We start from the raw sequence: 17,120 nt of genomic DNA, 5'->3' as shown, positions 1-17,120 counted from the left end.
CGCACCACCGCCACCAGGGCCTACGGCCTCGAGGATCCCCTCTCCCCCACCGGGCTATGCTGCACGGATCACGAACCTGGAGGCGCAGCGTGCCGGTCACCGACGAGGCGATCGAGAAGATCAAGGCCATGATCGTCAGCGGCGAGCTCACCCCGGGCGCCCGGCTGCCCAAGGAGGCCGACCTCGCCGAGCGGCTCGGGCTCTCCCGCAACTCGCTGCGCGAGGCGGTCAAGGCGCTCTCGCTGATCCGGGTGCTGGACGTGCGGCAGGGGGACGGCACCTACGTGACCAGCCTGGGTCCGGACATGCTCCTTGACACCCTCGGCTTCGTGATCGACTTCCACCGGGACGACACCGTCCTGGAGTTCCTGGAGGTCCGCCGCATCCTGGAGCCGGCCGCCGCCGCCATGGCGGCCACCGCCATGACCGACGAGGCCATCGCGGAGCTGCGCGAGGTGCTGGACGGCCTGCCGGCCGAGGCCACGCTGGCGGAGCTGATCGACAACGACCTGCGCTTCCACCGCGCGATCGCCGCCGGCTCCGGCAACACCGTGCTCTGCTCCCTGATCGACGGCCTCTCCGGCCCCACCACCCGGGCCCGGATCTGGCGCGGCGCCACCGAGGAGGGCGCGGTGGAGCGCACCCGCGAGCAGCACCGCGCCATCCTGGACGCGATCGCGGCCCGCCGACCCGACCTCGCCCAGTCCTGGGCCACCGTCCACGTGGCCGGCGTCGAGCAGTGGCTGCGCACCACCCTCGGCACCGGCCTCACCGCCGACCCAGAGCCCGCGTCCTGACGGAGCGTCAGCCCGGCATCGGCCCGGCGTCAGGCGGTGGCGATCCCCGGGTCGCTGTAACCGGTGGCGCCGGTCTCGACGTGGCCGGCCAGCCGGCGGACGAAGTCGGTGGTCAGGTTCGAGGTGACCGTGACGTCGTACCAGTTGTCGCTGCCGCTCAGGTCGAGACTGCGGAGCACGGTGGCACCCCGGCCGACGGTGACCTTCTGCGAGGTGCCGGTGTAGGAGTCGGTGACGGTGAGCACGGCGGTGGCCCCGGCCGGGTTGGTGAAGGTCAGGTCCAGGCCGCCCGTCCCCGCGTTGTGCCGGGCGGTCAGCTCGGGCCCGGCCGTCGTACCGGGGTTGCGGAACCGGCGCAGGAAGCCGTTGGGGCCGTACACCGTGAGGTCGGTGACGTGGGCGGAGTAGCCGGAGTTCCAGGAGTCCGAGATGCTCTTGCCCGCCTCGGCGGTGTACGTCCACGGCCCGTCGGTCCGGTTGGGCGCGGTGACCAGGAACTGGCCGCCGGCCGCCGCACCCGCGCTGAAGGCGAGGGTGTACCTGCCGGTGCCGGTGTTCGCCGAACCGTCCACGTACGGCGCGTACTTGAGCGGGCGGGTGTACTTCCAGCCCGCCTCCTGCCTGGGCATCGTGCCGGTGGCGGGCGGCACGGGCACGTAGTCCGGGTGCCGACCCCGGTCCGGGGGCGCGTACCCGGCAGTGGCGGGCAGGGTCACGCTGCCGGCGTCGGAGCTGGTGAAGTCGAAGGCCGAGGTGAGGTCGCCGCAGACCGCCCGCCGCCAGGGCGAGATGTTCGGCTCGCCCACGCCGAAGCGGCGCTCCATGAAGCGGATGATCGAGGTGTGGTCGAAGGTCTCCGAGCAGGTGAAGCCGCCGGTGCTCCACGGCGAGACCACGATCATCGGCACCCGCGGCCCGAGGCCGTACGGCCCGGCGGCGTAGCTGGTGCTGCCCGGGTAGTAGTCGGCGGTGGTCGGCAGTGTCGACTTGCCCTGCGCGGCGCCGGACGGCGGGAACGGCGGGACGACGTGGTCGAAGAAGCCGTCGTTCTCGTCGTAGGTGATGAACAGCGCCGTCTTCGCCCACACGTCGGGGTTGGCGGTCAGTGCGTCCAGCACCTGGGAGACATACCAAGCGCCGTAGTTGGCGGGCCAGTTGGGGTGCTCGCTGAAGGCCTCGGGGGCGACGATCCAGGAGACCTGCGGCAGCGTGCCGGCCGCCACGTCCGCCTTCAGCACGTCGAAGTAGCCCTGGCCGGCCGCCGCGTCGGTGCCGGTGCGGGCCCGGTCGTAGAGCGGGTCGCCGGGCTTGGCGTTGCGGTAGTTGTCGAAGTACAGCAGCGAGTTGTCGCCGTAGGTGCCGCGGTAGGCGTCGCTGATCCAGCCCCAGCCGTGCGCCGCGTCGAGCCCGTCCCCGATGTCCTGGTAGACCTTCCAGGAGACGCCGGCGGCCTGCAGCCGCTCCGGGTAGGTGGTCCAGGAGTAGCCGGCCTCGGCGTTGTCGATCACCGGGCCGCCGCCGGTGCCGTCGTTGCCGACGTAGCCGGTCCACATGTAGTAGCGGTTCGGGTCGGTCGGGCCGAGCAGCGAGCAGTGGTAGGCGTCGCAGATGGTGAAGGCGTCGGCCAGCGCGTAGTGGAACGGGATGTCGTCCCGGGTCAGGTAGGCCATCGAGGTGGCGGTCTTGGCCGGTATCCACTGGTCGTACTTGCCGTTGGCGAAGGCCTTGTGGGTGCCACCCCAGTCGTGGTTGAGGTCCTGGATGAACTGCAGGCCCAGGTCGTTGACCTGCGGGCGGAACGGCAGCACCTCCTTCTTCCCGCTGTCGACCTGGTGCCAGACCGACTTCCCGCTGGGCAGCGTGACCGGCCGGGGGTCGCCGAAGCCGCGCACCCCCCGCATGGAGCCGAAGTAGTGGTCGAAGGAGCGGTTCTCCTGCATCAGGACCACGATGTGCTGGACGTCCTGGATGGTGCCGGTGGTGCCCTGCGGGGCGATCGCGGCGGCGCGCGCGATGCTGGTGGAGAGGGTGGAGAACGCGGCCGTGGCGCCGGCCAGTTGGAGGAAGCGACGCCGGTTCAGCTCTGTCATGGGGGATGACCTTGTCTGCCAAAAGGTGAGCAGTGTCTGATCCATGCTGCTCACTTCGACGCTTTTGGAGCAGCTTGAAGCAAAGCTGCCAGCCCGTTGCGACGGGAGTCAAGGGTCGTGACGCGGTGGGAATGCCATGGACCTGGCTGCCGGAGACAGCTCGGAGGCTGCCCGAAAGCTGCGCGGAAGCTGCGCGGAAGGCGCGCCGAAGCGCGCGGAACACGGGGTCGGCGAGCACCGCCCGTGCCGCATTCGCTAGGTTTGACCAGCGACGGAGACGAAGGAGTAGTCATGAGCATGCACGATCGGTGGACCCGCCTGCTCGCGATCCTGGGCGAGCAGGGCGCCCTGGACGTGGCCGAGGCCGCCCAGCAGCTCGGGGTGTCCACGGCGACCGTCCGCCGCGACCTCGACGAGCTCGCCCGTCAGCAGCTGCTCACCCGCACCCGCGGCGGCGCCGTGCTGAGCGGCGTCTCCTACGACCTGCCGCTGCGTTACAAGACCGCGCGCCAGACGGACGAGAAGCACCACATCGCGCAGGCCGCGGCCCGCCTGCTGCCGCCCGGCTCGGTGGTCGGCCTCAACGGCGGCACCACCACCACGGCCGTGGCGCACGAGCTGGCCGTCCGCCCCGACCTGGCCGAGCACGGCGACGGGGTGGCCCTGACCGTGGTGACCAACGCCGTCAACATCGCCAACGAGCTGGCCGTCCGCTCCTACATCAAGACGGTGGTCACCGGCGGCGTGGTGCGGCCCAACTCCTTCGAGCTGACCGGCCCGATGGCCACCGCCATCCTGCACGAGATCTCGCTCGACTACGCCGTGCTGGGCGTCAACGCGGTGGAGCCGAAGAACGGCGCCGCCGCCCACGACGAGGGCGAGGCCGGGGTCAACCGCGCGCTCGCCGAGCGGGCCGAGCAGGTGATCGTGGTGGCCGACTCCACCAAGCTGGGACGGCGGGCCTTCGCCCAGGTCTGCCCCACCGAGTCGATCTCCACCCTGATCACCGACAAGAACGCACCGGACGAGATCGTGGAGCAGTTCACCGCCCGCGGCGTGGACGTGATCTGCGCCTGAGCCGGACCGCCCCCGGGTGAGCGGCCTCAGACGCAGAGCACCTCGACCCCCTGCTCGGTCAGGGCCGCCACCAGCTCCGGCGGTGCCTCGGTGTCGGTGACCAGCACGTCGATCTCGCGCGGGAAGCTCACCGTGACGAAGGCCCGGCGGCCGAGCTTGGTCGAGTCGGCCACCACGATCACCTTCTCGGCCCGCACCGCCATCGCCCGGTTGATCCCGGCCTCGCCCTCGGAGACGGCCGAGGCGCCGACCACCGGGTCGAGCCCGTTCACCCCGAGCACGGCGTAGTCCAGGCAGAGCCCCTCCAGCACGGCCGCCGCCAGCGGGCCGGTCAGCTCGTAGGAGGCCGGCCGCGCGACGCCGCCGGTCATCACCGTCCTGATGTGGGTGCGCACCGCCAGCTCGCCGGCGATGTCGATCGCGTTGGTCACCACCGTCAGCGCCCCGTCCGCCTCGGCGAGGTCAGGGCGGGTGGCCAGCTCGCGCGCCACCTCGGAGGTGGTCGTCCCGCCGGTGAGCCCCACCACCGAGCCCGGCAGCACCAGCGCTGCGGCGGCCTTGGCGATCCGCAGCTTCTCCGCCGCCCGCCGGGTCGCCTTGTACCGCAGCGGCAGGTCGTAGCTGACCCCGGCCCGGACCGCGCCGCCGTGCGTCCGGGTGAGCAGCCGCTGCCCGGCCAGCTCCTCCAGGTCCCGCCGCACCGTCGCCGCGGAGACCCCCAACAGCCGGGCCGCCTCGACCACTTCGATCCGGCCCCGGTCACCGAGCAGATCCATCAGCCTGAGCCATCGGTCCTGGGTCTTCACCGGTCCTCCTCTCCTCGGCCTGCCCGATTCTGCATCATTCCGGCCGTACGGAACAGCTTGACAGTGCCATATGTGCAGCACCAGCATGCGCCTTCATGCGCGCAGGTGGCCACTATCAGTCATCTTCACTCACCCCTGCGCCTCCGAGTCAGGAGGATCCCCATGAACAGACGTGTGCTGACCACCCTGGCGGCGGCCGTCGCCGCAGCGCTCGTGGCGGCCGGCTGGGCCTACCACGAGCAGCAGGCCGACCCGCTGCCGGACGCCACCCTCACCCTGGTCGCCGCCGACTACGGCAGCGGCGGCACCAACCCGAGCCAGGCCTACTGGGAGGCCCTGGCCGCCGCCTTCCACCAGGAGCACCCCGGCATCACCGTCCGGGTCCGCACCTACGGCTGGAACGACATCGCCGGCCAACTCGACGGGATGGTGGCCGCCAAGGCCTACCCGGACATCGTCGAGGGCCCCCGGGTGGACAGTTGGGCGAAGCAGGGCCTGCTCTACCCCGTCGACCAGATCGGCGGGGACGGCGCGGTGGAGATGCGGCTCCCGCACTCGCTGCTGGCCGCCACCGGCGAGGGCACCACCTCCTTCGCGCTCCCGTTCGTCTCCTCCTCCCGGGCCTTCCTGATCAACGACCGGCTCTGGCAGCAGGCCGGCCTGCCGATGACCGGCGGCAAGGCCGTGGCCCCCCGGACCTGGGCGGAGGTCGAGGAGGCGGCGCGCCGGATGAAGGCCGCCGGCGTCCCGGTGCCGCTCGGCCTCCCGCTCGGCCCGGAGGAGGCCCAGGGCGAGCTCTTCATGTGGGAGATGGGCAACCTCGGCGGCTACACCGACTCCACCGGGTCCTGGACGGTGAACTCCCCCCAGAACAAGGCCACCTTGACCCAACTCAAGCACTGGGTGGACGAGGGCCTGACCGAGCCCGCCCCGGCCTCGGTGGACCGCACGGCCCTCTTCACCGAGTTCGCGGCGGGCCGGGTCGGCATGCTCGACGGCGCCCCCGTCCAGCTCTCCGGCATCGCGAGCGGCCACCTCGACGTCACCTGGGCACCGCTGCCCACCGCCCAGGACGGCCAGGCCTCCCGGGCCCTCGGCGTGGCCGACTGGCTCTCGGCCTTCAAGGCCGGCGGGCACCGGGCCCAGATCGAGGCCTTCCTGGCCTTCGCCTACCGCAAGCAGTGGCAGGTGCGGTTCGGCGCGGAGTACGACCTGCTCCCGGTGACCATCGACGCGCTCGACCAACTCCGGACCGACCGACCGGAGTTGAACCCCTTCGTCGACGCCCTCAACACCGCCCGCTTCATGCCCACCGACCTGACCGGCTGGAGCGCGGTCTCCCATGCGATCCAGACCAGGGCCGGCCGGCTGCTCGACGACCCGCAGGCCCTGGACCAGGTGCAGCAGATCGCCATCCGGGGCGGCAGCTGACCGCGGGTCAGCCCAGGATGTGATCCTGTTGATTGATTCTGCGCTAAGCTAGGCTAGATTAATCATGTTCGCGCAGATCAGTCGACCAGGCGTGCAAGTTGAGCAACGAAGACCGTCTTGCCTTCTGGGCTGAGCAGGCCCGTCGGCTGACCTGGGCCGTCGAGCCCACCGAGACCCTGGACTGGACAGCCGCTCCATCACCTACACCCAGCTCAAGGACGAGGTCTCCCAAGCCGCCAACGCCCTCAAGACCCGCTCCGGCAAGATCCTGCGCCGCCTCCTCCGCGACATCGCCGAAGGCCGCGAAGTCGGCGACACCACCACCCTCGCGGACTCGACGGTGATGAACCTCATCCAGTCCCAACTCGCGGCGGACCAGGCCTGATCGACCCTCCGTGCACCCCGACCCCGGCCCTCGTGTACTCCCGAACCGGACGGTGATCGGGCCCATCGCCGGCTGACCCGACCACCGTCCACCACCTCCCGCAGGAGTCCGGACCGTTCCTTAGCCCCTGACTGCCCGTCCAGGGCGCTGCAGCGCAGGAAACGGCCGCCCCGCCGAAGCGGCGGCCGTCGCCGCAGCGACCACCGACGGGCCGTGGTGGGGTCGCCGATCCTGAGGCGGACTCCCGATCGGGTCCTCGCTGCTCAGTAATTCGGGTGTCCCGGCCGGGGCCGTGCGAGCATCGGCGGGTGATCGACGATGAGGAGCTGTCTGCCCCCGACCTGATCGGGAGGCGACTGCTGAAGGTGACCACGGCCCGGCACCACTACGCGGATGACGAGCCGTCGCTGGTGCACCTCTGGCTTCACCTGGAGGGGCTGGGCCCGGTGCTGTTCCACACGCCCTCGACCGGCGTGTCTCTGCGAGCCGAGCAGCCGCACGGCCCGTACTCGATGGAGGAGTACGGAAGCGTCTCGGTGACCGATGATTCGCCGGATGTCCCGGTGACCCGGTTCCTCGGACAGACGATCCGGTCGGCTCGGCAGATCGACTACGACGACGGCCGTGTCGGCTTCACGGCCGGTCTCACGCTCCAGTTCCCCGGCGGCAGCATCCGCCTGCTCGGTCTCGTGGACGACCTCCTCATCGCCCACGACCGGCATCTGGGCACTGTCGAGGCCCATCTGCACGAGGATGTGACCCTCGCGCGGGTGGTGCAGACCTGCGGGGGCTTCCCCTCGCAGTGGGATGCCTGGACGACCACGGGTCAGTACCTGTACCTGCGGTACCGGCACGGTGAGGGGACTGTCGAGCAGTATCCGAACGAGGACGCCGACACCTGGGACGGCGAAGAGTCGAGGATCTGGACCAGCTGGGACGACGGAACCAACAGCGGCCGGATCGACCTCACCGAGTTCCTCACCACAGCCGGCCTGCGGCTGGCCCCGGGCGCCGAGGTCCACACCACACCAGCGGTCGATCTGAAGGCCTGAGAGCGATGGTCCTGCACTCGAGCCGCGACTACGCGACCACCGCGATGTACTCCGTGGCTGACGACGCCTGGTACCTGGAACTGGATCTCGTCCGGGAACAACGGGCCGTGGTGACGGCGGTCATCCCCGACGAAGACCCGGCCCGCGAGCCGACGGTGTGCTTCGATCCCCGAGGAGGGCACCTGGACATCCCGTACGAGGTCATGCGCTGGTTCATGGACCAGGTCGCGGCGGAGATCCGGACGTCCCGCGCCTGGATGCGGCTGCGGCCCGAACTGGTGGAGGTCATCCATCGCTTGCGCCAGGAGTATCTCGGCTCCATCGACGACGCCGACTTTCCCGACGTCCTCAAGGAACTGCGCGCCGCTGTCCCCGAAGCCGATCTCCCCGCCGTTCTTGCGGCCTCATTCGGGCTGTATCCCGATGGCACCCCCGGGGATGGCATGCAGGCTGCCGTCTGCCCAGGTGAGAGCCACTTTGGCGGGAATGGGAGTCACTGATCGGGTGGCCGGGCAACTCTGGGGCACTGGGAGAGCATGCCGTGACCGAGCCCGTTGGGTCCCTCGGAGGGCCTGACGGAACTGCGCGGTTCGGGCTGGGCTAGGCGCAGGGCACGCTCGTGCGGACGTCCACACGTCCTCGCACCTCCCTGGCGCCTACCAGGTGCCTCGGCAGTCAACCCCGCGCTGCGATCGTAGGGATACACCGCCGGGGACGCCCAGGCTTGATGCACATTCATGCTCACTTCCACCCTTGATACAGCATTACGATGCAGAAAAGTTGCACCTCATGGGTTGACGCCGAGGTCCACCGCCTTCACACTCGGCCCCATTGCTGAGCAAATCTGCTCGCTAGATGGCAGTTACCGTCATAATCAATCACCCCCAAGGACGGTGTCCTCCATGGACAAGCGCCCCCTGCACCGGACCGCCCCCACGGTCCTCGCGGCCGCCCTGCTGGCCGGGCCGCTCCTCGCCTCCCCCGCACTGGCGAACGACGGCGTGACCCAGCCCGCGACCAATTACACGAGCACGGCCGGCCCCAACGGGCCGATCCTCGCCACCCCGCCGATGGGCTTCAACAACTGGGCCCGGGCCACCTGCACGCCGCAGGCTCCGCTGGACGGCTCCCCCCGGATCACCTACTCCTTCCAGCAGTACATGGAGGACAACGCCAAGGCGCTGGCCGACACCGGCCTGATCGCGGCCGGCTACAAGACGGTCACCGTCGACGACTGCTGGATGTACCGCAACAGCTCCGGCTACCTGCACGGCGCGGTGAACTGGGGCGCCAACACCGACGTCCGCGACACCACCAAGCAGCCCGGCTTCGACTACGAGCTGACCGCCTACGGCGACTACCTGCACGGCCTGGGCGCCAAGTTCGGCATCTACGAGACCTCGGGCACCCACACCTGCTCCACCACCACCCCGACCTCGCCCAACCTGGCCAACGGCAGCGAGTACCACGAGCAGGCCGACGCCAACTCCTTCGTCTACTGGGGCGTCGACCAGCTCAAGTACGACAACTGCGGCGACGCCGAGCCGGTGCAGACCCTGGACACCCGGATGTCCGGCGACCTGGCCACCGCCGTCACCAACGCCAACGCGGCCGGCTCGGCCACCCCGAACGTCGCCTTCGACATCTCCGCCCCGGCCGGCTACGGCAACGGCTCCACCAAGTTCGCCTCGATGAACTGGGTGCGCCCGCTCGGCCAGCTCTGGCGGGTCGGCCCGGACATCTACAACGACTACGACAACGGCGCCACCGACCCGTGGAACCAGCCGCTCGGCGTCCAGAGCGGCTACAACTTCGGCGCCTACCAGAGCTTCGACAACAGCCTCGAGCTCAGCCGCTACCAGGGCCCGGGCAACTGGAGCAACCCGGACATGCTGCTGATCGGCGACAACGGCATGACCACCGCCGAGGAGCGCAGCCAGATGTCGCTCTTCTCGGCCCTGGCCGCGCCGCTCACCATCTCCACCGACGCCCGCAAGTTCGAGCCCGCCTACCTCAGCGCCCACCCGGCCGAGGCGGCCCACCTCAAGGCCTCGGTGGCCATCCTCGGCAACACCGAGGTCATCGCGGTGGACCAGGACGCGCTCGGCGCCGGCGGCTACCGCGTCTCGGGCGGCGGCGCCAACGCCGACGGCACCCCGGCCGCCACCAGCGGTCTCGACGTGGTGGTCAAGCCCCTCGCCGACGGCGCCAAGGCGGTGGTGGTCACCAACAAGGGCGCCGCCCCGGCGAACTACACCCTCGACCTCAAGGCGATCGGCTTCGACACCACGGGTGCGGCGTACACCGTCCGCGACCTGTGGGCGCACTCCACCGGCAGCTCCACCGGCACCGTGCCGCTGACCATCGCCTCGCACGACAGCGCGATGCTCCGCATCACCCCGCCGGCCGGCACCACCTCCACCCCGCGCGGCCAGCTCACCGTCTCCCGGGACAGCTGGAGCAAGGCCTCGCTCTGCCTCGACAACTACCAGTCCCGCACCACCGGCACGGCCGTGGACGTGGCGCCCTGCACCGGCGGCTCGAACCAGCAGTGGCAGCGCAACGCGGACGGCTCCGTCCAGCTGCTCCAGTCCGGCGCCTCGAACCTCTGCCTGACCGCGCAGAGCACCACGAGCACGGGCGTCGTCAACGGCAAGAGCGGCCAGTGGGTCGGCGTGGCCGCCTGCGGCTCGGCTCCCGGCTTCCAGACCTGGACCTACAACCGGGACGGCAACCTGAAGCTCTCCGGCACCACCAAGTGCCTGGACGTCTACGGCGGCGCGACCACCACCGCCGGCACCCCGGTCGACCTGTACTCCTGCGGCGCCGCCCCGACCGGCCTGCAGACCAACCAGACCTGGGCCGCCCCGTACAACACCCCACCCACCGCCTGACCCGACCCCGCTCCCGCTCTCGCTCCCGGTAGGCCGTCACCGCCCCCGCGCGGTGGCGGCCTACCGCCGTCTCCGCTCATCCCGTGGACAGCATTGCTCATTTCTGCGCTCTTAAGCTATAAAAGCTGCAACTTCAATCAAGCGATGCCACTCCACGGCACGCGGGAGGACCGACCATGACCCACGTCACGACCGAGATCGCCAGCCAGCCCGACTGCTGGCACACCGCGATGTCCCTGCGGCCCGCCGGGCTCCCGACCACCGGCGAGCGGGTGGCCGTCATCGGCTGCGGCACCTCGCTGTACATGGCCCAGGCCTACGCCGTGCTGCGCGAGCAGGCCGGCGAGGGGGAGACCGACGCCTTCGCCGCCTCCGAGTACCCCGCCCACCGCGGCTACGACCGGGTGGTGGCCATCACCCGCTCCGGCACCACCACCGAGGTGCTCGACGCGCTGGCCCGGGCCCGGGCCGCCGGCATCCCGACCACCGCCCTCACCGGCGACCTGGCCACCCCGATCGCCGGCGCCGCCGACACCGTGGTGGACCTCTCCTTCGCCGACGAGCAGTCGGTGGTCCAGACCCGCTTCGCCACCACCGGCCTGCTGGTGCTCCGCACCCACCTGGGCCTCACCCCGGCCGCCCTGCCCGCCGAGGCGCAGCTGGCCGTCGACGGCGAGCTGCCGAAGGCGGTGCTCGAGGCCACCCAGTTCACCTTCCTTGGCACCGGCTGGACGGTCGGTCTGGCCCACGAGGCCGCGCTCAAGCTGCGCGAGGCCGCCGGGGCCTGGACCGAGTCCTACCCGGCCATGGAGTACCGCCACGGGCCGATCAGCGTCAGCGGTCCGGGCCGAGTGGTCTGGATCTTCGGCGAGGCCCCGGCCGGTCTGCTGGAGCAGGTCTCCGCCACCGGCGCCGAGATCTGGCTGGGCGGCATCGACCCGCTGGCCGACCTGATCCGCGCCCAGCGCCTCGCCGTGGCCATCGCCGAAGCCCAGGGCCTCGACCCGGACCAGCCCCGCAACCTCACCCGCTCGATAGTCCTGGCCACCCCGTGACGCCGGCCCACCCCGACCCCGCCGATCCTCCGATCACCGCTGCGGGCCCGCGCAACGGCGGCATCGGCACCGAGCCCGCCGCGAGCCCGCCCAGCACCGCCACCGGCACCGGCACCGGCACCGGCACCGAGCCGCAGGTCGTCGCCCTCGACGTGGGCGGCACGCACGTCAAGACCGCCGTCCTGGCCGCCGACGGCACCGTGCTGCACAGCGACAGCACCGACACCGGGGCCGACCGGGGCCCGGCGGCCGTGCTGGAGACCGTGCTCGACCTGGCCCGCGCGCTGGTCCGCGACCACGGGCCGGCGGCGGTCGGCATCGCCGTCCCGGGTGTGGTGGACGAGGCGACCGGCCACTGCCGGTTCGCCGCCAACCTCGGCTGGCGAGACGTGCCGGTGCGGGCGCAGGCCGAGGCGGCCCTGGGCCTGCCGGTGGCCGTGGGCCACGACGTCCGGGCCGGGGGGATCGCCGAGGCCCGCCTCGGCGCCGGCCGCGGCGCCCGTTCGCTGCTGTTCGTCCCGGTCGGCACCGGCATCGCCGGGGCCCTGGTGCTCGACGGCCGGGCGCTGACCGGCGCCAACGGCGGCGCCGGGGAGGTGGGCCACCTCGCGGTGCGCCCCGACGGCCCGAGCTGCCCGTGCGGCGGCTCCGGCTGCGTGGAGACGATCGCCTCCGCCTCGGCCGTGGCCCGCCGCTACCGCCTGCTCGCCGGGCTGCCGCCGGACCAAAGGGTCCCGGCCGAGCAGGTACTCCAGCGGGCCCAGTCCGGTGACGCCCTCGCGGCGCAGGTCTGGGACGAGGCGGTGGCCGCCCTCGCCGACGGCCTGGCCGCCACCGTCACCCTCTTCGACCCCGAGCGGATCGTGATCGGCGGCGGCCTCTCCCGGGCGGGCGCCGCCCTGCTCGACCCCCTCCGCAAGGCCCTGGCGGCCCGCCTGGCCTTCCAGACCCTCCCGGAGCTCACCCTGGCCCGACTCGGCCACCGCGCCGGCAGCCTCGGCGCCGGCCTGCTCGCCCTCGACCTGCTGGCCGACCACGGCCTGCTGCCGACGGCCCGCGGCGCGCTGCTCGCGGACCAGCCCGGCCTGACGGCTCGCGCCACTCTGCCCTCCGGCGCCGCCCGATGATCCTCACCGTCACGCTCAACGCCGCGCTGGACGTCACCTACCAGGTGGCCGAGCTCCAGCCCGGCGGCAGCACCCGCGTGCGCACCGTCGCCGAACGGGCCGGCGGCAAGGGCGTCAACGTCTCCCGGGTGCTGCGCACCCTGGGCGTCGCCACCGAGGTCACCGGCCTGGCCGGCGGCCTGACCGGCCGGGCCCTGCGGGCCGACCTGGCCCGCTCCGGGCTGGCGGATTTCCTGGTGCCCGTCGCCCGGGAGAGCCGCCGCACCGTCGCCGTGGTGGACGAGCGGGCCGGGGAGACCTCGATCCTGCTCGAACCCGGCCCCGAGGTGTCCACGGCCGAGTGGCGTGCCTTCACCGGCAGCTACCGGGCCCGCCTGGCCCGGGCGAAGACCGTGGTGCTCTCCGGCAGCCTGCCGCGCGGCCTGCCGGCGGACGCCTACGCCCTCCTGCTCTACCACGCCCGCCTCGCCGGGGTGCCGGCCGTGCTCGACACCGAGGGCGAGCCGCTGCTGGCGGCCCTGCGGGAGCGGCCCGCCCTGATCAAGCCCAACGCCCACGAGCTGACCGCCACCACCGGCTGCTCGGATCCGCTGGAGGCCATCGCCCAGCTCCGCACCGCCGGCGCCCGCGCCGTGGTCGCCTCGCTCGGTCCGGACGGGCTGCTCGCCGTCTCCCCCGAGGGCCGCTGGCGCGCCGCGCCCCCGCACCCGGTGGCCGGCAACCCGACCGGCGCCGGCGACGCGGCGGTGGCCGCCCTGGCCGTCGGCCTCACCAGCGGCTCCCCCTGGCCGGAGGTGCTGGCGCGCGCGGTGGCCCTGTCGGCCGCCGCCGTCGCGGCCCCGCTCGCCGGCAGCTACGACGCCGCCCTCTACCGGTCCCTGCGTGAGCAGGTGTCCGTCACCCCGCTCACCGAACCCGATCCCCTCGCCCCGCACGACCCGACCCCACACCGCCCCGCCCCACACCGCCCCGCCCCGCACGGCGCCACCCCGACCGAAGGACTCCCGCCATGCCCCTGACCCCGACCTCCGAGATCGTCGCGCCCGCCGCCGCGCAGGGCCGCGGCGTCGGCGCCTTCAACGTCATCCAGCTGGAACACGCCCAGGCCATCGCCATCGGGGCGCAGGCGGCGAACGCCCCGGTGATCCTCCAGATCAGCGAGAACGCCGTGCGCTACCACGGCGGGCTGGCCGCGATAGGGCGGGCCGCCCTCACCGTGGCCGAGGCCGCCACCGTGCCGGTGGCCGTCCACCTGGACCACGCCACCGATCCCGCGCTGGTGGCCGAGGCGGTCGCGCTGGGCTTCGGTTCGGTGATGTTCGACGCCTCGACCCTGCCCTACGAGGAGAACGTGAAGGCCACCGCCGAGGTGGTCGCCCGCTGCCACGCGGCCGGCTGCTGGGTGGAGGCCGAGCTGGGCGAGGTGGGCGGCAAGGACGGCGTGCACGCGCCGGGGGCGCGGACCGTGCCGGCCGAGGCGGCGGCCTTCGTCGCCGCCACCGGCGTGGACGCGCTCGCGGTGGCCGTGGGCACCTCGCACGCCATGCTCACCCGCGACGCGGCCCTCGACTTCGAGCTGATCGCCGAGCTGCGCGTGGCCGTGCCCGTCCCGCTGGTGCTGCACGGCTCCTCGGGGGTCTCCGACCCGCACCTGACCACGGCGGTCGAACGCGGCATGACCAAGGTCAACATCGCCACCCACCTCAACGGCGTCTTCACCGGCATCGTCCGCGCGGCGCTCGCCGAGGACGAGCGCCTGGTGGACCCCCGCCGCTACCTCGGCCCGGCCCGCACGGCCACCGCCCTGGAGGTCGGCCGTCTGCTCCAGGTGCTGAAGGCCGGTTACTGACCGTGCCGCCTCGTGCGGCAGACTGCGCATTTCTGCTCGCTTAATCAAGAAGTTATGCAACTTCGAGCACGAGACCCTGTCCATCCGAGCACTCGGGTCTCTAGCATCACTGCAACACCACCCTCAGCGAACGAAACGTCCCGGAGCTCGACCGCCCGTCGAGCGGAGCCGGGTCCAAGGAGCGAGTCATGAACAAGCGTCTCTGGATCGCCACCGCCACGGCGGCCGGCGCCGCGCTGGTCCTCACCGCCTGCGGCAGCGGAGGCGGCAGCAGCTCCGGCTCCGCCGGGGGCACCACCACGATCAAGCTCGTCGCCGCGGACTACGGCTCCAACGGCCAGAACCCGAGCCAGGCGTACTGGGACGGCCTGGCCCAGGCCTTCGAGCAGGCCAACCCGAACGTCAAGGTCGACGTCCAGGTGATCAACTGGAACGACATCAGCGCCAAGCTCGCCACCATGGTCCAGAACAAGCAGTACCCGGACATCGTCGAGGGCCCGGGCTACGCGAGCTTCGCCCAGAACGGCCTGCTCTACGGCGCCGACGACGTACTGGACCCGGCGGTCAAGGCCGATCTCGTCCCCGCCCTGGCCAAGGCCGGCGAGCAGGGCGGCACCGCCTACGGCATCCCGTTCGTCTCCTCCTCCCGGTCCTTCCTGATCAACAACGCGCTCTGGCAGAAGGCCGGCCTGCCGATGAACGGCAGCCAAGCCGTGGCCCCCAAGACCTGGGCCGAGGTCGAGACGGCCGCCGGCAAGCTCAAGGCGGCCGGGGTGCCGGTGCCGCTGGGCCTGCCGCTCGGCTCGGAGGAGGCCCAGGCCGAGTCCTTCATGTGGGCGATCAACAACGGCGGCGGGTACGTGGACTCCGCCGGCAAGTGGGCCGTCGACTCCGCCGCCAACGTGGCCACCTTCGAGCAGCTCGGCAAGTGGGTGGACGCCGGCCTGACCGAGAAGGACCCGGGCTCGGTCAAGCGCACCGACCTCTACGCCGACTTCGCCTCCGGCAAGGTCGGCATGCTCAACGGCATGCCCACCCAGCTCGACGACATCAAGAAGAACAACCTCGCGGTCACCTGGGCCCCCCTGCCCACCGCCCAGGCCGGCCAGACCTCGCAGACCATGGGCGTGGGCGACTGGATCTACGGCTTCAAGCCGGGCGGCCACGCCGCGCAGATCAAGTCCTTCCTGACCTTCGTCTACCAGAAGGCCAACCAGGTCAAGTTCGACGAGGAGTACAACCTGCTCCCCGTCACCAAGTCGGCCGTCGCCCAGGTGCAGACCGACGCCCCGGCCCTGGTGCCCTTCCTGAACGCCCTCCCCGCCGCCCAGTTCGTCCCGGTCTCCAACCCGGCCTGGGACACCCTGAACGCCCAGGTCAAGACCCAGATCGGCGGCGCGCTCAAGGACCCGAAGGGTGTGCTCGGCACCCTCCAGAAGGCCGCCGCCCAGGCCGGGCAGTGACCGGAGGCGGCGGCAGGCCGTGGGGGCCCTGCCGCCGCCCCCTGGCCGTGGGGCCTGCCGCCGCCCCCTGGCCGTGGGGGCCTGCCGCCGCCCCTCTCCCTCCACGCCCCGAACCCGCTAGGAGAACGTCGCCGTGCCCGAGCAGACCACCACCCGCGCCCCGCAGCCGGCCCCACCGCCGGCCGCCCCGGCCCCGGCCGTCCGGGCCTCCGCCGCCGGGGCCCGCAACTCCCTGGCCCGGCTCGGGCCGTGGCCCTGGCTCGGCCCGAGCGTCGTCCTGATCCTGCTGGTCGTGGTCTGGCCGGTGGTCGAGATGGTGATCACCTCGACCCACAAGATCAGCGGCCTGGGCATCGACTTCGGCTACGACGGCACCGGCCGCTACCACAAGCTCTTCGCCGACGCCCGGCTCGGCCCGGTGCTGCTCTGGACCGGCGTCTGGACCGTGCTGGTGGTCACCTTCACCATGGTGATCTCGCTGGCCCTGGCGCAGCTGTACAACCAGAAGTTCTTCGGCCGCAAGTTCACCCGCTGGGCCCTGATCATCCCCTGGGCCTCCTCGGTGATCGTCACCTCGATCGGGTTCCGCTGGATGCTGGACGAGGTGGCCGGCGTGTTCAACCGCCTGCTGCTCGACCTCGGCCTGATCGACTCCCCGGAGAGCTGGACCGGCAACGCCGCGCACGCCAAGCCCTGGCTGATCCTGGTCGCCGTCTTCGTCTCCCTCCCCTTCACCACCTACACCCTGCTGGCCGGCCTGCAGACCGTGCCCGGCGAGGTGTACGAGGCCGCCAAGGTCGACGGGGCGGGCAGGTGGCAGACCTACCGGCGGGTCACCCTGCCGCTGCTGCGGCCGTCCTTCCTGGTCGCCCTGGTGATCAACCTGATCAACGTCTTCAACTCCTTCCCGGTGATCTGGGGCATGACCCAGGGCGGGCCGAACACCGACACCTCCACCTCCACGGTGTTCATGTACATCCTCGGCCAGACCGACGTCGGCGAGTCCGCCGCGATGTCGGTGGTCAACTTCGCCGTCGTAATCGTCATGGTGCTGCTCTTCCTCAAGGTCAGCCGCTGGAACGAAGAGAGCTGAC

Annotated in this window: 14 protein-coding genes and 1 pseudogene; 13 read left to right on the top strand and 2 right to left on the bottom strand. The window is 71.9% G+C overall.

Translation table 11 applies throughout. The annotated features are described in order from the left end of the window. Nucleotides 1-89: 89 nt before the first annotated feature. Nucleotides 90-797, top strand: coding sequence for a FadR/GntR family transcriptional regulator (locus tag CFP65_RS37270; RefSeq protein ID WP_104820315.1), 708 nt, complete (start codon nucleotides 90-92; stop codon nucleotides 795-797). A gap of 29 nt (nucleotides 798-826) precedes the next feature. Here CFP65_RS37270 and CFP65_RS37265 read toward each other — a convergent pair whose 3' ends face one another. After that, nucleotides 827-2,887 (bottom strand): phosphocholine-specific phospholipase C, encoded by a 2,061-nt coding sequence (locus CFP65_RS37265; RefSeq protein WP_104820314.1) that lies wholly within the window; start codon nucleotides 2,885-2,887, stop codon nucleotides 827-829. Nucleotides 2,888-3,178: 291 nt separating this feature from the next. On the opposite strand from CFP65_RS37265, the gene CFP65_RS37260 reads away from it, so the two are divergent. Then, nucleotides 3,179-3,964 carry a DeoR/GlpR family DNA-binding transcription regulator gene (locus CFP65_RS37260; RefSeq protein WP_104820313.1) on the top strand — a complete coding sequence of 262 codons (786 nt, stop codon included), beginning with the start codon at nucleotides 3,179-3,181 and terminating at the stop codon, nucleotides 3,962-3,964. Nucleotides 3,965-3,990: 26 nt separating this feature from the next. Here CFP65_RS37260 and CFP65_RS37255 read toward each other — a convergent pair whose 3' ends face one another. Further along, nucleotides 3,991-4,770 (bottom strand): DeoR/GlpR family DNA-binding transcription regulator, encoded by a 780-nt coding sequence (locus CFP65_RS37255; protein WP_371682506.1) that lies wholly within the window; start codon nucleotides 4,768-4,770, stop codon nucleotides 3,991-3,993. A 162-nt stretch (nucleotides 4,771-4,932) separates the two neighbouring features. Here CFP65_RS37255 and CFP65_RS37250 point away from each other — a divergent pair, with 162 nt between their 5' ends. The 11 genes and pseudogenes from CFP65_RS37250 to CFP65_RS37195 all read left to right on the top strand — a co-directional run bounded on the left by CFP65_RS37250 (nucleotide 4,933) and on the right by CFP65_RS37195 (nucleotide 17,119). Next, nucleotides 4,933-6,201, top strand: a complete 1,269-nt coding sequence (locus CFP65_RS37250; RefSeq protein ID WP_104820311.1) for an extracellular solute-binding protein — start codon at nucleotides 4,933-4,935, stop codon at nucleotides 6,199-6,201. Nucleotides 6,202-6,299: 98 nt separating this feature from the next. Continuing rightward, nucleotides 6,300-6,389, top strand: a pseudogene (locus CFP65_RS42695) (acetyl-coenzyme A synthetase N-terminal domain-containing protein); the annotation flags it as partial. Nucleotides 6,390-6,894: 505 nt separating this feature from the next. Next, nucleotides 6,895-7,638 carry a hypothetical protein gene (locus tag CFP65_RS41635; protein ID WP_254552766.1) on the top strand — a complete coding sequence of 248 codons (744 nt, stop codon included), beginning with the start codon at nucleotides 6,895-6,897 and terminating at the stop codon, nucleotides 7,636-7,638. Nucleotides 7,639-7,643: 5 nt separating this feature from the next. Beyond that, on the top strand, nucleotides 7,644-8,138 hold the full coding sequence (locus CFP65_RS37230) for a hypothetical protein (protein WP_104820309.1): 495 nt from the start codon (nucleotides 7,644-7,646) through the stop codon (nucleotides 8,136-8,138). Between the two features lie 402 nt (nucleotides 8,139-8,540). After that, nucleotides 8,541-10,532, top strand: a complete 1,992-nt coding sequence (locus CFP65_RS37225) for a ricin-type beta-trefoil lectin domain protein (protein ID WP_158702561.1) — start codon at nucleotides 8,541-8,543, stop codon at nucleotides 10,530-10,532. Nucleotides 10,533-10,708: 176 nt separating this feature from the next. Beyond that, nucleotides 10,709-11,587, top strand: coding sequence for an SIS domain-containing protein (locus tag CFP65_RS37220; RefSeq protein WP_104820307.1), 879 nt, complete (start codon nucleotides 10,709-10,711; stop codon nucleotides 11,585-11,587). Then, nucleotides 11,584-12,714, top strand: coding sequence for an ROK family protein (locus CFP65_RS37215; protein ID WP_371682505.1), 1,131 nt, complete (start codon nucleotides 11,584-11,586; stop codon nucleotides 12,712-12,714). The genes CFP65_RS37220 and CFP65_RS37215 overlap by 4 nt, the downstream gene beginning before the upstream one ends. Then, nucleotides 12,711-13,733, top strand: coding sequence for a 1-phosphofructokinase family hexose kinase (locus CFP65_RS37210; protein ID WP_104820306.1), 1,023 nt, complete (start codon nucleotides 12,711-12,713; stop codon nucleotides 13,731-13,733). Before CFP65_RS37215 ends, CFP65_RS37210 begins: the two co-directional genes overlap by 4 nt. Then, nucleotides 13,724-14,563 carry a class II fructose-bisphosphate aldolase gene (locus tag CFP65_RS37205; protein ID WP_104820305.1) on the top strand — a complete coding sequence of 280 codons (840 nt, stop codon included), beginning with the start codon at nucleotides 13,724-13,726 and terminating at the stop codon, nucleotides 14,561-14,563. Before CFP65_RS37210 ends, CFP65_RS37205 begins: the two co-directional genes overlap by 10 nt. A gap of 188 nt (nucleotides 14,564-14,751) precedes the next feature. Next, nucleotides 14,752-16,026, top strand: coding sequence for an extracellular solute-binding protein (locus CFP65_RS37200; RefSeq protein WP_104820304.1), 1,275 nt, complete (start codon nucleotides 14,752-14,754; stop codon nucleotides 16,024-16,026). A gap of 133 nt (nucleotides 16,027-16,159) precedes the next feature. Then, nucleotides 16,160-17,119 (top strand): carbohydrate ABC transporter permease, encoded by a 960-nt coding sequence (locus CFP65_RS37195; protein WP_371682504.1) that lies wholly within the window; start codon nucleotides 16,160-16,162, stop codon nucleotides 17,117-17,119. Nucleotide 17,120: the final 1 nt, after the last annotated feature.

The sequence above is a fragment of the Kitasatospora sp. MMS16-BH015 genome, assembly GCF_002943525.1.
Taxonomy (GTDB): Bacteria; Actinomycetota; Actinomycetes; order Streptomycetales; family Streptomycetaceae; genus Kitasatospora.
Note: the sequence above shows the minus strand (reverse complement) of the source record. Positions and strands in the feature narration are given on the sequence as shown.